This window comes from Pseudomonas mediterranea CFBP 5447 (assembly GCF_000774145.1).
In the GTDB taxonomy this organism is placed as follows: Bacteria; Pseudomonadota; Gammaproteobacteria; order Pseudomonadales; family Pseudomonadaceae; genus Aquipseudomonas; species Aquipseudomonas mediterranea.
This window is the reverse complement of the sequence record NZ_KN322987.1, coordinates 1,643,655-1,656,792: the sequence shown is the minus strand read 5'-3', so window position 1 is coordinate 1,656,792 and position 13,138 is coordinate 1,643,655. Positions and strand designations below refer to the sequence as shown.

Genomic DNA, 13,138 nt, shown 5'->3' with positions numbered 1-13,138 from the left:
TGAACTCGTCGCTGCCCATGCCTATTACACCCCTCGCCAGTCGTCCCCACGATCACTCCCACTGCGTGCACAGCGCGCTATCCGACGCCGATGCCATCTGTGCACGGCAGGGGCTGCGCCTGACCGCCTTGCGGCGACGCGTGCTGGAACTGGTCTGGCAAAGCCACAAGCCGTTGGGTGCCTACGACATCCTGGCGGTACTCAGCGAACAGGATGGCCGCCGCGCTGCGCCACCAACCGTCTATCGGGCGCTGGATTTCCTGCTGGAAAACGGCCTGGTGCATCGCATTTCCTCGCTGAACGCCTTCGTCGGCTGCAACCATCCCGAACACGCCCACCAGGGCCAATTCCTGATCTGCCGCGAATGCCACGCGGCCATCGAGCTGGAACAGAAGTCCATCAGCGATGCCATTGTCGCCAGCGCCAAAGAGGTCGGCTTCGTGGTCGACAGCCAGACCGTCGAAGTGGTCGGTCTCTGCTCCGGTTGCCAGGGGGCCTGATGAGCAACGCCTTGATCCGCCTCGAGCAGGTGGCCGTGACGTTCGCCGGGCAGAACGTGCTGGATAACATCCACCTGAGCGTCGAGCCGGGGCAAATCGTCACCCTGATCGGCCCCAACGGCGCCGGCAAGACCACGCTGGTGCGCGCCGTGCTGGGTTTGCTCAAGCCGGACAGCGGCAGCGTCTGGCGCAAACCGAAGCTGCGGGTCGGCTACATGCCACAGAAACTCCATGTAGACCCGACGCTGCCTCTGTCGGTCCTGCGTTTCCTGCGCCTGGTGCCTGGCGTGGATCGCGGGCGGGCCCTGGCGGCACTCAACGAAGTCGGCGCCGAACACGTGATCGACAGCCCGGTGCAAAGCATCTCCGGCGGTGAAATGCAGCGTGTGCTGCTGGCCCGTGCCTTGTTGCGCGAGCCCGAGCTGCTGGTGCTCGACGAGCCGGTACAAGGGGTCGACGTGGCGGGGCAGGCCGAGCTGTACAGCCTGATCACCCGCTTGCGCGACCGTCATGGCTGCGGCGTGCTGATGGTCTCCCACGATCTTCACCTGGTCATGAGCACCACCGACCAGGTGGTCTGCCTCAATCGGCATGTCTGCTGTTCCGGGCACCCCGAGCAGGTCAGCGGCGACCCGGCGTTCGTCGAGCTGTTCGGCAAGAACGCACCCAGCCTGGCGATTTATCACCACCACCATGACCACGCCCACGACCTGCACGGTTCGGTGGTCATCGGTGCCCCTGTTACTCCCCACGTTCATGGAGATGGCTGCAAGCATGGCTGATTTTCTGGTGTACGCCCTGCTTGCAGGCCTGGCCCTCGCGCTGGTGGCCGGTCCCCTGGGTTCGTTCGTGGTCTGGCGGCGCATGGCTTATTTCGGCGATACCTTGTCCCACGCGGCCTTGCTCGGTGTAGCGCTGGGGTTCCTGCTGGACGTCAGCCCGACGGTGGCGGTGACCGTCGGCTGCCTGTTGCTGGCGGTGGTGCTGGTAACCCTGCAGCAGCGCCAGCCGCTGGCGTCCGACACACTGCTGGGCATCCTTGCGCCCAGCACCCTGTCCCTTGGGCTGGTGGTGCTGAGCTTCATGCGTGAAGTGCGGATCGACTTGATGGCCTACCTGTTCGGAGACCTGCTGGCCATCAGCCCGACGGACCTGGCCTGGATCCTGGGTGGCAGCGCCGCCGTGCTGCTGTTGCTGGTGGCGCTCTGGCGACCCTTGCTGGCCGTCACCGTCCACGAAGAACTGGCCCGGGTCGAAGGCCTGCCCGTGACGGGGCTGCGGCTGGCGCTGATGCTGCTGATTGCTGTGGTTATTGCGGTAGCGATGAAAATCGTCGGTGTGTTGCTGATTACCTCATTGCTGATTATCCCGGCCGCCGCGGCACAACGTCACGCCCGCTCGCCGGAGCAGATGGCCCTGGGCGCGAGCCTGCTGGGCATGCTTGCGGTGTGTGGCGGGCTGGCCTTGTCGTGGTTCAAGGACACCCCGGCGGGACCGTCGATCGTGGTCAGCGCCGCGGCCTTGTTTCTGCTGAGTTTTGTCCTGCCCCGCCGAGGGGTGTAGACTTGCTCGCTTTTTGCGCAAATAGAGAGTCGCAGGAATGAAGCCGTTCGCCTCCCGTTATCTGCTCCTTGTCGCATTTTCCTTGCTGCTGGGGGCTTGCACGAGTTCGCCGCCAGTGACCGAAGCACCCGACACCCGGGGGCCGGCCATTGCGCAGCTGGAACAAAGCCTGGCCAGCAATGAACTGGCCACCGCTGAAGATCAATTGGCCGCGCTGCAGGCCCAGACGCCCAACGATCCGGCGTTGGAGCCCTATCAGCGGCAACTGGCCGAGGCGTATCTGCGCCGTAGCCAGATCGATCTGCAAAAAGGCGATGTAAACGCCGCCGCCACCGCCCTGAGCCGTGCCCGCGCGCTGATGCCCAAGGCGCCGGCGCTGACCGGTGAATTCAATGGCGCGATAGCCCAGGCCCGTAAGGTCGAGCTGGATAAAGCCGAGGCCGCTCTCCAGGCTGCCGAAACCAAACCGGCCGCCAAGTTGATCGATCCGAGCGCCGAGAGCACCACGATTCAGCTCAATATCAACGATATCCAGCAAATGCGTCGGCAACTGGATGCCATTGCCGCTGATGTGGTGAATTTTCAGTGTGATGTCACAGTCCAGGTGCCGCGTACCGACGATTATCCGTGGCTGGCGAACCTGCTGACCAAGCGGGTCAAGAAGCTGGAGCCGGGGTTCGATCTGAAGCTTCGCAAACAGATCCTGCGCAGCGTGCCGGCGCAGCTGGTGCTGACTCCGCATAAATCTTAAAAGGCATCGCGAGCAGGCTCGCTCCCACAGGGTTTGGTGTTGGATACAACATTCGTATTCACAACAAAGCCCATGTGGGAGCGAGCCTGCTCGCGATAGCGTCCTTACAAGCAGACGAGCATCAAGCCGGAATCCCCTTGGCCTTGGGCTCCCGCGCCCAAACCCGATGCTGGGCAATCGCCGCAAAGAAATCCGCGAACTTGCCGGCATCCGCATCCGGAATCAGCCCCGCGTCTGCGTCCAGTTTCAACAGCGTCAGTAATTGCCGGGCTTCACCATGGAGGGCGATAGCCTTCAGGTGTTTGTAGGCCTCCAGCAGGTAATGCAACGCAACGCCATCGCCGCTCAGGGCCTGGATCGATTGCGCGCCGCCCGGTACGAACACTGCGTCAAACGCAATGGATGGCAACCCTTCCATGGACGCATCCACCGGCAACGTTTGCCCAGCAGCGGTCATGACCGGCGCGGAGGTCGGCCCGAGGATTTTTGCGTGGGCGCCCTCGGCCTTCAGCGCCTGTTTGAACGCATCGATGATCGCCCCATCGACACCGTTCGCCACCAACACCGCAACCTTGCGCGTCTTGATATCTCCAGACAGCAGGTTCGCCTGGCTCAAGGCCGGGGATTGCTCCAGCGAAGGCATCGGTACATCCACGGTGCATGCGGTGGGCGCCGGCAAACCAAGGTTTTTCGCCACTCGCGCCGCCAGCTCCAAATCGATGTTGGCGAGAATTTCGTTAACCTGCCGCGCCCTGATGTACTCGCGCTCGACCTTGCCCAATTCGAAACTGTAGGCCGCGATGATGTGCTCCTGCTCGTGAGCGCTCATGCTCTTGTAGAACAGCCGCGCCTGGGAGAAATGGTCGCCGAACGAGTCACTGCGCTGGCGGATCTTGTAGGCGTCGATACGCTCCGGATAGCTTTCAAAACCACCGTCTTGCGGGCCGGGTGGGGTTTCCTTCGGCCAACCGCCGTCGATGGAGTTGGGCTCGTAGGAGGTCCGCCCCTTGTCGATGGTGGTGCGGTGCATGGCGTCGCGCTGGCCGTTGTGCACCGGGGTGATCGCCCGGTTGATCGGCAGCTCATGGAAATTCGGCCCACCGAGTCGGCTGATTTGCGTATCGGTGTAGGAAAAGAGCCGGCCTTGCAGCAACGGGTCGTTGGAAAAGTCGATGCCCGGTACGATATGTCCGGGGCAGAAGGCGACTTGCTCGACTTCGGCGAAGAAGTTGTCCGGGTTGCGGTTCAGCACCATCTTGCCCAAGGGCGTAATGGGCACGAGTTCTTCAGGAATGATCTTGGTCGGGTCGAGCAAGTCGAAGTCGAATTTGTGCTCGTCTTCCTCGGCGACGATCTGCACACCGAATTCCCATTCCGGGTAATCCCCCATCTCGATCGCTTCCCACAGATCGCGACGGTGGTAGTCCGTATCTTTACCGGCCAGCTTCTGGGCTTCGTCCCACACCAATGAACATGTGCCGACCTTGGGCCGCCAATGGAATTTGACGAAACTGCTGCGGCCTTCGGCGTTGATCATGCGGAAAGTATGCACGCCGAAGCCTTGCATGCTCCGCAGGCTTTTTGGAATGGCCCGGTCGGACATCGCCCAGATCACCATATGCGCCGACTCCGGCACCAGCGAGACAAAATCCCAGAAGGTGTCGTGGGCCGAGCCTCCAGTAGGAATCTCGTTGTGGGGTTCGGGTTTTACCGCGTGGACGAAGTCCGGAAACTTCACCGCATCCTGTATGAAAAAGACCGGCATGTTATTGCCCACCAGGTCGAAGTTGCCTTCGTCGGTGAAGAACTTCACCGCAAAACCCCGTACGTCACGCACCGTGTCACCGGAACCCCGCGGCCCTTGCACGGTGGAAAAGCGCACGAACACCGGGGTCTTTTTGCTCGGGTCCTGTAGGAAACCAGCCTTGGTCAGTGCCGAATGCGCTTCATAGCTCTGAAAGTAACCGTGGGCCCCGGTACCGCGGGCGTGCACGATGCGCTCAGGAATGCGCTCATGGTCAAAATGCGTGATCTTTTCACGCATGATGAAATCTTCCAGCAGCGAGGGCCCGCGGGCACCGGCGCGGAGGGTGTTCTGGTTGTCGGCGATCTTCACACCCTGATTGGTGCGCAGGGCCTGCTCGGTGGCATCGGAGCGAAACGGCTCCAGGCTCTCAAGCTTGGCGTTGGTGTTGCTGCGATCCAGGGTGTCGGTCCCGGCCAGTTGACTCTTGCCGGTTGCAGGCTGCTTGGTATTCATCAGACATAAACTCCTCGTTTCGATCCCTTTTCATCCAGGGCTTGCGGACAAGCGCCGGGCAGTGGCGCCCAGGCATTTGGGAGTGGCTTATGTAGTGACTGATGACGGTTCGAGCCGTTCCCTCGGAACGCGCCTGGATTTTCCCCACCAGCGCCAACCCAGCGATGATGGGCATCACCGCTGGGTTGGCGAAGCTTCAGCGGTCAGATGCCATCGCGCAGAATCTCGATTCTCCAGCGCTGGCGCGTATCCACGCCTTGATAGCGGTCGACCCATTCCGGGCTGATCTGAGGCGATGGGCCCAGGTGGTTGGGCATCACATCATGGATGGACGGTGCCCGTGGATAACTGGCCCAAGGAATGTTCAGCGGGTTGAACACGTTCTTGGGCGTGTCCTGGAAGTGCATGGAGTCATCTGGAATGGCTTTCAGCCGGCTGTTGTCGGCGTAAAGGCGCCAGTCGCGGTTGTACAGCGAATGGATCCGGTCCGCTTGCCACTCCCACTGCTGCCGGTTATCCAGGGCGCAGCTCTCGGTGATCAGGGCACCATCCGTTTCGCGCACGCTCAGGCACCGGTTCGAGGCCCGGTTGACGTAGCGATTCTCCGAATCCAGGCCCCACAGCTGATTGGTGTTCGAGGCCGCGCAGGCTTCAAGGGAAACGCCCGAGTTGGCATTTTCGGACATGCATTTGCCGACACCGTCGGCGGAGCGAATCAGCACGGTCATCTCGCGTGTCAGGAACGGACTGTTCAAGTCCAGCGTGTATTGCTCGGCGGCATCGTAGACATCGGTGACATGAAGGGATCTGACCTGGGTCCGATCCCACCACCATTCTCGCCGATTCAAATCATAGCCACCGCCAATGCTGATGGTTGCCGCACCGGTGTAGGCACCGGGCAACTCCCACAAGGTATAAGACTCGAGCGATGCCGAACGCATCATCGGCGTCATTCGCGCCTCCGTTAGAACAGGCATGCCGGCTGTGAGCCGGTCGACCAATACCGCCTTCAGCTTGGGATCTATGGGAGCGTTCCACGTCAACTTCGAACCGTTCTGCGCTGCGATCAACGAGTAGTCCTGGAACGCGTAACTCATGGTCTTGGAATGTGAATAACTCAGACCGAAGTTCACATTGAACGGCGATTTGGCGGCATAGGTAATGTTTTCGGCTTTCGTTCCACCAAACTCGCTACCCAATGTTCCGCCAATGGAAAATCCATTGGTTTTCGTCTCGCTGTAATTGAAATCCGTCCTCGAATCACTGGCAGGCGCCGAATTGACCAACACCGGAACAATCTGTTCAGCGGTCAATTGGTGAGTGAACCGGTACGCATGTGGCAGGTATGCCCCCCAGAGATTTTCCCCACTGCCACCCGGTCCGAATCCACCGATGGTGATACCGTTTTTCGTCGAGCGCGTTGTCGTGGGCGACGTCTTGATGGAAACAAACTTCTTGTCCTGGCTTCGCTCTGCACTCCGGATGACATCGATATTCACCACCGAAGTCATTTCCTGGTTCGGGCTCTGAAGATTGATGTTGTAGGTCAGTTTCGGCAGGCCAATGAACTCGCCTTCCTCCCGGGGGTACCCGGCCTGTGCCTGCAGCTCCGTGACCAGCAACCCCACCGCTTCCAGGACGGCTTCATCCTGATAACCTTCCAGGCGATAGACATTGATCTCCGAATGGCTCACCCGGTGAAACAAGGCATAGTCAAACGCGCTGGAGATTCCGAATATGCTGCTTACTGTTTTCGCCAGTTCTGTCGTCTGGTAACCCATCTTCAACAGCACCGGTTTTCCCGAGCGGAAAATCGCCATGGCTTTCTCGATGGCGGCTTCATCATCCTTTACTGAGGCAATGTCCAGATAGGCCAGGGAAGAAAACTTGTCGTCGGCGAGTCGTTTCCTGAACTCTTCCTCGGGCATCGCCACGACTGACAGCGCCTGGTATTGGGGCAGAGCCACCTGCGCATCGGGAAGTTCACCGAAGATCATTAAAATGTCCGAGGGATTCGAACTTGCAGCCACCGCGTTAGCCATTAAGCTCAACGCAAACAATCCTGCAAAAATAGCGTTATGCTTTTTCACATTCAATTCCTTTTAAATATTTCCCCGCCGTTGCGTGACGGGCTTTACTTCGCTGTAGTGAGCGACGGCCGGTAACTTAGCAGATACTTATCCATGGACAACCGAAAGGACTTATTCGAAATGAAACCGAGTATGTGAATATATTTAACAGCCAACTTTAAATGCGCTTTCGCAGAACGCACGAACGATCGTTTGCCTGCCAGGCCTGACGACCGCTGCATGTCCATCGCCCCCTGATAGCGGCTCGGATGGGTGCCCGACGACTGACGGCAGGTTTGCAGGCCTTCTATCGCGTTATTGCCAAATGGCAGCCGGATTGCGAAATAAATGCTAATGACCTCTATACAGACAGGCTAAAATGCGCCCCCGGCTAACCGCTGCCCCTTTTCCAACGCGCCCCACAAGGTTCGCTACGTGATCGAGTTTCAAAACGTCCATAAAACCTACCGCGTCGCCGGTAAGGATATCCCCGCGCTGCACCCGACCAGCCTGACGATCGAGAACGGTCAGGTCTTCGGTCTGATTGGTCATTCCGGTGCAGGAAAAAGTACCCTGCTGCGTCTGATCAATCGCTTGGAAGACGCCAGCGGCGGCAAGATCATTGTCGACGGTGAAGAAGTCACCGCTCTGGATGCCACGGGCCTGCGACGCTTCCGTCAACAGGTCGGGATGATTTTCCAGCACTTCAACCTGTTGGCCTCCAAGACCGTGGCCGACAACGTCGCGTTGCCGCTGACATTGGCCGGTGAATTGTCCCGCAGCGAAATCGACCAACGAGTGGCCGAATTGCTGGCCCGGGTAGGCTTGTCCGACCATGCCAGAAAATACCCGGCGCAGTTGTCCGGCGGCCAGAAGCAGCGCGTCGGCATCGCCCGCGCCCTGGCGACCAAGCCCAAGATCCTGCTGTGCGACGAAGCCACCAGTGCCCTGGACCCGCAGACCACCGCATCGGTGCTGCAACTGCTGGCCGAAATCAACCGCGAGCTGAAGCTGACTATTGTATTGATCACCCATGAAATGGACGTGATCCGCCGGGTCTGCGATGAAGTGGCGGTGATGGATGCCGGCGTCATCGTCGAGCAAGGTCCGGTGGCCGAGGTGTTCCTGCATCCCAAGCACCCGACCACCAAGCGTTTCGTCCAGGAAGACGAGCAGATCGACGAAAGCGAACAGCGCGACGATTTTGCCCATGTGCCCGGGCGCATCGTGCGTCTGACCTTCCAGGGCGATGCGACCTACGCGCCCTTGCTCGGCACCGTCGCCCGGGAAACCGGCGTGGACTACAGCATCCTGGCCGGTCGTATCGACCGCATCAAAGACACCCCCTACGGGCAACTGACCCTCGCCATCACCGGCGGTGACATGGAGGCGGCGTTTGCCCGCTTCACCGCGGCCGATGTCCACATGGAGGTGCTGCGCTGATGGAACTGCTGACGAATTTCTTTGCAAACATCGACTGGCTGGAAATCTGGCTGGCGACCGGCGACACCTTCCTGATGCTGTTCGGTTCGCTGCTGTTCACCGTGCTGCTCGGCTTGCCCCTGGGCGTGCTGCTGTTTCTGTGCAGCCCACGCCAGTTGCTTGAGGCCCGCGGCGTTTATGCGCTGTTGTCGCTGATCGTCAACATCCTGCGCTCGCTGCCGTTCATCATCCTGTTGATCGTGATGATCCCGTTCACGGTGTTGATTACCGGCACCTCGTTGGGCGTGGCCGGGGCAATTCCACCGCTGGTGGTGGGCGCGACCCCGTTCTTCGCTCGCCTGGTGGAAACCGCCCTGCGCGAAGTCGACCGCGGCATCATCGAAGCGACCCAGGCCATGGGCGCAACCACCCGGCAGATCATCGTCAACGCCTTGCTGCCGGAAGCCCGTCCGGGCATCTTTGCAGCGATTACGGTGACAGCAATTACGCTGGTGTCCTACACGGCCATGGCCGGTGTGGTGGGCGCCGGTGGCTTGGGCGACCTGGCGATCCGGTTCGGTTACCAGCGTTTCCAGACCGATGTCATGGTGGTCACGGTGGTACTGCTGCTGGTGCTGGTCCAGGTCCTGCAAACCGTAGGCGACAAGCTGGTTGTGCATTTCTCTAGAAAATAAGGCCTCGCGCCCATAAACCATGAGCCAGCCATTCGCTGGCAGGCGCCGAGAGCGGGCGCCCCACAAGGAGTTAGCTGAATGAAGAAGTTACTGGTTGCCTTCGCTGCCGCCGCAGCCTTTTCCGCCCATGCCGACACCCTGACCGTCGCCGCAACGCCGGTGCCGCACGCGGAAATCCTCGAATTCGTCAAACCGGCACTGGCCAAGGAAGGCGTGGACCTCAAGGTCAAGGTCTTCACCGACTACATCCAGCCGAACGTACAGGTCGCCGAAAAACGCCTGGACGCCAACTTCTTCCAACACCAGCTGTACCTGGATGAGTTCAACAAGGCCAAGGGTACCCAGCTGGTAGCCGTAACTGGCGTGCACCTGGAACCCCTGGGCGCTTATTCGAACAAGTACAAGAAGCTCGAAGAACTCCCTGGCGGCGCCAACGTAGTGATCCCGAACGACGCCACCAACGGCGGCCGTGCGCTGTTGCTGCTGGCGAAGGCTGGAGTGATCAAGCTCAAGGATTCGAACAACATCCTATCGACCACCAAGGACATCATCGATAACCCCAAGGACCTGAAATTCCGCGAACTGGAAGCCGCGACCATTCCCCGCGTGCTGACTCAGGTCGACCTGGCGCTGATCAACACCAACTATGCGCTGGAAGCCAAGCTGGATCCGTCCAAGGACGCCCTGGTGATCGAAGGCAGCGACTCGCCTTACGTGAACATCCTGGTGGCCCGTGAGGACGACAAGGACAGTGAGGCGATGAAAAAGCTGGCGGCTGCGTTGCATAGCCCGGAAGTGAAGGCGTTTATTCTGGAGAAATACAAAGGCGCGGTATTACCGGCGTTTTGATCTGATCGGGTGTTAAAAAAAAACAGGGCTGCGTGGGAATGCAGGCTCGTTTTTTTTGCACTCATGATAAATTCCTCGCCGCGACCTCTAATGAATAGAGGGCATTCAGGGAGAGAAGTAAGTGATCAAGTCTTTGTTGGTTGGCGCATTGCTGGCAATGGCATCCGCTTCGGCATCAGCGATGAGTTGCGATAACCCTAGAAACGCCTATGACAGAACCTATTGCGCGTCGCTGAAAATGGTTCAGTCGGATCAGGAAATCAACGATCAATACAAGAAAACAATGAGTGCCCTGAACCCGGATCAAAAGAAAAAGGTGAAAGCCGCTCAGATCCAGTGGATCAAAATTCGTGACAACGCCTGTTCCAACGATGGCCTGCTCTACCTGGACTGCGCCAACGAGAAGACCGAAGCGCGTATCGTCATACTCAAAGCTGTCGAGCGCGAGTGCCGTGCAGCCGGTTGCGATGACGCCAAGCTGTCGCAAGTCGAGTAAGCCGTAACCGCTAGCCGTCTGCCAAGGATCGCTGACGTCCATCGCCAGGAAGAGGTAGGACAGGCGCAAAGCCGTACCGAAAAACCCGACGTAAAGCGTCGGGTTTTTCTTTAACGGGTTCACCCGCTATCGCGGCTCAACGCTATTCAACGGCCGATTCGCCAGCAACGAACTCAACCCGGTTGTTTGCGTTGCTGGCAAGGTGCCACAATCGTTCTTTTTCAGTTGCGTCACGATCAGGTGAATCATATGGGTTGCCTAGGATCTCGGGATGAGCAGGATTTGTTCATCGCCGAGCAGGTGCGAACCGACCGGCTACAGCAACTTTTTCGCCAATCGGTTTCTGCGGTGTTTGGTAGCTACCTCGCGGCTATCATGTTGTGTTGGCTGTGCTGGGATCGCTTTGACCACAATGTCATCTTCTGGTGGCTCGTCTTCCTGACCGGATCGACGCTATTGCGCGTCTCGCTGTTCGTTGCCTATGTGCGCAGCGACGAAAGCAGACGCACGCCTCGGCGCTGGGAGCGCAAATACTGGGTCACGCTGGTGTTGTCCGCCAGCATCTGGGGAACAGGTGCATTGGCGGTCATGCCGGCGGACGATCTTTTGTCCCAGGCATTGGTCATGCTCTTTACGGTCGGCATGTCCGTCAGCGCGGTGTCCTGTTACTCGGCCTACCGCGACATGACGCTCGCCTCCATTGGTCTGGTTCTGTTTCCCTGCACCGCCTGGCTGCTGTTCCAACCGTCGCCGATCCAGGTGGGCATGGCGCTTTCGATCGTGGTGTTCGCAGCCTTTGCCGCCCGCGCCACACACAAAATGTCCCAGGCACTGGAAACCGCTTTCCGACTCACCCGTGAAATGGAACAGGCGAACAGCATCTCAACCCGCGCCGCCCAAACCGATGAACTGACCGGCCTGAAAAGCCGGCGGGCTTTTTTCGAACACGCCCAGCGCCTCTACAACGACTGTAAAGCCAACCGGCTGGGGTTATGCGTGGTGATGCTGGACATGGATCATTTCAAGCAGATCAACGACACCTACGGTCATCAGGTTGGGGATCAGGTACTGCGCCAGATGGGTGGGGTCATCAGTTCGTCGTTCCGTGCGACGGACATTCACGGTCGGCTGGGTGGGGAAGAGTTCGCGATTTTGCTTCCGGACACTTCCATCGAGGTCGCTACCAGGATTGCAGAGGAACTGATCCGAACCATTGGCGGGTTGATGATCGAGCCTGTCCACGGGATAACGGCCAGCCTCGGCGTCGCGTCGACGGAGTCTGGGCATAAGGATCTGCATAGCTTGATGAATAATGCGGATAAGGCGTTGTATCGGGCTAAGGCGTTGGGGCGCAATCAGGTGGCGGTTGCGCAGTAGCGGTGGATTTGTCCGGCGCAGGAACCAGAAAACCGCCTATATGGCGGTTTTTTTATATATGAACAGAGTTCAGGATTTAGCGCCAGCCATCCGGCCAACGGGCTCAAGCTCCTTGCCTTTGGCGAGGCTAACCGATAAGAACTGACGTTCAATACTGGTCGCACAACCAGCCAGACGGCGGGCTTCGGCTTCGTACTGAGCAGCAAGCAGCGGCTTTTGAGTGCGCTTAGAAGTCTTCATGGAAACCTCGGCAATAGAACTGGGGTTCATGTTAAGTCTCGTTAACTGCGGTGACAGGCGCCGCCGGTCATCAAAATCGAAGCCCAAGCGTTGATACCAAAGAATGGCACCGGGGTCAGGCTCAAACACCTCAATTTCACGTAGCTTCAGCATTCGCGCGTATCGGCTGATAGCGATCAAGACCAAACCAGCGACCTCACCCTTCAATGGGTGGGTAACATCTAGCTTGCCCTCCAAGAGGACGACCTTAATGGACAACGTACTTGATTTTGGAGTGGCAAAACAAAGTCCACATAGTTCATGGTCATACCACAGGGATAGGTCAAACGCTTTCCCGTCGCGACTCTTCCAACTAGGTATATCCTCCCACGGATAGAGTTGTGCCTCTGAGCCCCATAAATAGCATTGATCCAGCGCATCTGGCGTTATTGGCTCATACCTTATCCGATCAACATTGATACCTCTTTCTGCCAGCGCCTCAGGCTCATCCATTAAAAACTCTTTAGCGAGCCGCATTGCGGTCGAGCGGAACACCTGATGTTTAAAGTCGTTAACACGTGGTCGTTTCATGTGGTGAAAATACGGTGATGGGCAATGGCAGGAAAACAATAGGGTCCAGGGACAAGCCGCACAATCAGGCGGGTTCTGGCATAGTTGTAAGTAAAGGCGCCAGTATGTGTGGGCATGGTCAGAAGTTGAGCCAAAGTCCTGAAGGCGCATAAGATCCGTGGCGAGGGAGCTTGCTCCCGCTCGGCGACGCAGCCGTCGTAACCCGGATGATGCGGTTCAACCGGATGAATGCGGCAACTTCAGGGCAGCGTCAAATTCAGTGGGAACAGGCACCTTCGCCACATGAGTCAAACCAAGCGGGGCCGCATATTAATGCAGCCCCGTTTTTGTAGTATCAGAATGTCGT

At 58.8% G+C, this 13,138-nt stretch carries 12 protein-coding genes; 9 read left to right on the top strand and 3 right to left on the bottom strand.

Annotated features, from left to right (window positions below):
• Positions 1-17 precede the first annotated feature (17 nt).
• From zur to N005_RS27170, 4 genes are read left to right on the top strand one after another with little or no spacing between them, the layout of a single operon-like run.
• Positions 18-500 carry a zinc uptake transcriptional repressor Zur gene (gene zur, locus N005_RS27185; protein ID WP_047703975.1) on the top strand — a complete coding sequence of 161 codons (483 nt, stop codon included), beginning with the start codon at positions 18-20 and terminating at the stop codon, positions 498-500.
• On the top strand, positions 500-1,282 hold the full coding sequence (gene znuC / locus N005_RS27180) for a zinc ABC transporter ATP-binding protein ZnuC (protein WP_041024685.1): 783 nt from the start codon (positions 500-502) through the stop codon (positions 1,280-1,282). The genes zur and znuC overlap by 1 nt, the downstream gene beginning before the upstream one ends.
• Positions 1,275-2,063, top strand: a complete 789-nt coding sequence (znuB, locus tag N005_RS27175) for a zinc ABC transporter permease subunit ZnuB (RefSeq protein WP_024778402.1) — start codon at positions 1,275-1,277, stop codon at positions 2,061-2,063. Before znuC ends, znuB begins: the two co-directional genes overlap by 8 nt.
• A gap of 37 nt (positions 2,064-2,100) precedes the next feature.
• Positions 2,101-2,814, top strand: coding sequence for a PA5502 family lipoprotein (locus tag N005_RS27170; protein ID WP_047703974.1), 714 nt, complete (start codon positions 2,101-2,103; stop codon positions 2,812-2,814).
• Positions 2,815-2,935: 121 nt separating this feature from the next.
• Here N005_RS27170 and katE read toward each other — a convergent pair whose 3' ends face one another.
• Both katE and N005_RS27160 read right to left on the bottom strand, forming a co-directional pair.
• Positions 2,936-5,074, bottom strand: coding sequence for a catalase HPII (katE, locus tag N005_RS27165; protein ID WP_047703973.1), 2,139 nt, complete (start codon positions 5,072-5,074; stop codon positions 2,936-2,938).
• 203 nt (positions 5,075-5,277) lie between these two features.
• Positions 5,278-7,164, bottom strand: a complete 1,887-nt coding sequence (locus N005_RS27160; protein WP_144402732.1) for a ricin-type beta-trefoil lectin domain protein — start codon at positions 7,162-7,164, stop codon at positions 5,278-5,280.
• A 414-nt stretch (positions 7,165-7,578) separates the two neighbouring features.
• Between N005_RS27160 and N005_RS27155 the strand changes: the two genes are divergently transcribed.
• The 5 genes from N005_RS27155 to N005_RS27135 all read left to right on the top strand — a co-directional run bounded on the left by N005_RS27155 (position 7,579) and on the right by N005_RS27135 (position 11,982).
• Entirely contained in the window at positions 7,579-8,586 is a 1,008-nt protein-coding gene (locus tag N005_RS27155) for a methionine ABC transporter ATP-binding protein (RefSeq protein WP_047703971.1), read from the top strand.
• Positions 8,586-9,260 carry a methionine ABC transporter permease gene (locus N005_RS27150; RefSeq protein ID WP_041024679.1) on the top strand — a complete coding sequence of 225 codons (675 nt, stop codon included), beginning with the start codon at positions 8,586-8,588 and terminating at the stop codon, positions 9,258-9,260. The genes N005_RS27155 and N005_RS27150 overlap by 1 nt, the downstream gene beginning before the upstream one ends.
• A 78-nt stretch (positions 9,261-9,338) precedes the next feature.
• Positions 9,339-10,109 carry a MetQ/NlpA family ABC transporter substrate-binding protein gene (locus tag N005_RS27145; RefSeq protein ID WP_047703970.1) on the top strand — a complete coding sequence of 257 codons (771 nt, stop codon included), beginning with the start codon at positions 9,339-9,341 and terminating at the stop codon, positions 10,107-10,109.
• 121 nt (positions 10,110-10,230) lie between these two features.
• Positions 10,231-10,605 (top strand): lysozyme inhibitor LprI family protein, encoded by a 375-nt coding sequence (locus N005_RS27140; RefSeq protein ID WP_081993370.1) that lies wholly within the window; start codon positions 10,231-10,233, stop codon positions 10,603-10,605.
• A gap of 249 nt (positions 10,606-10,854) precedes the next feature.
• Positions 10,855-11,982, top strand: coding sequence for a GGDEF domain-containing protein (locus N005_RS27135; protein ID WP_047703969.1), 1,128 nt, complete (start codon positions 10,855-10,857; stop codon positions 11,980-11,982).
• Between the two features lie 69 nt (positions 11,983-12,051).
• On the opposite strand, the gene N005_RS27130 is transcribed toward N005_RS27135, so the two are convergent.
• Complete coding sequence (locus N005_RS27130) at positions 12,052-12,792, bottom strand: hypothetical protein (RefSeq protein WP_193754048.1); 741 nt, start codon at positions 12,790-12,792, stop codon at positions 12,052-12,054.
• Positions 12,793-13,138: the final 346 nt, after the last annotated feature.

Excerpts from the sequence above, each read along its gene's own strand:
- zur (WP_047703975.1), top strand. The coding sequence starts at position 18 with ATGCCTATTACACCCCTCGCCAGTCGTCCCCACGATCACTCCCACTGC.
- znuC (WP_041024685.1), top strand. The coding sequence starts at position 500 with ATGAGCAACGCCTTGATCCGCCTCGAGCAGGTGGCCGTGACGTTCGCC.
- znuB (WP_024778402.1), top strand. The coding sequence starts at position 1,275 with ATGGCTGATTTTCTGGTGTACGCCCTGCTTGCAGGCCTGGCCCTCGCG.
- N005_RS27170 (WP_047703974.1), top strand. The coding sequence starts at position 2,101 with ATGAAGCCGTTCGCCTCCCGTTATCTGCTCCTTGTCGCATTTTCCTTG.
- katE (WP_047703973.1), bottom strand. The coding sequence starts at position 5,074 with ATGAATACCAAGCAGCCTGCAACCGGCAAGAGTCAACTGGCCGGGACC.
- N005_RS27150 (WP_041024679.1), top strand. The coding sequence starts at position 8,586 with ATGGAACTGCTGACGAATTTCTTTGCAAACATCGACTGGCTGGAAATC.
- N005_RS27145 (WP_047703970.1), top strand. The coding sequence starts at position 9,339 with ATGAAGAAGTTACTGGTTGCCTTCGCTGCCGCCGCAGCCTTTTCCGCC.
- N005_RS27135 (WP_047703969.1), top strand. The coding sequence starts at position 10,855 with ATGGGTTGCCTAGGATCTCGGGATGAGCAGGATTTGTTCATCGCCGAG.
- N005_RS27130 (WP_193754048.1), bottom strand. The coding sequence starts at position 12,792 with ATGAAACGACCACGTGTTAACGACTTTAAACATCAGGTGTTCCGCTCG.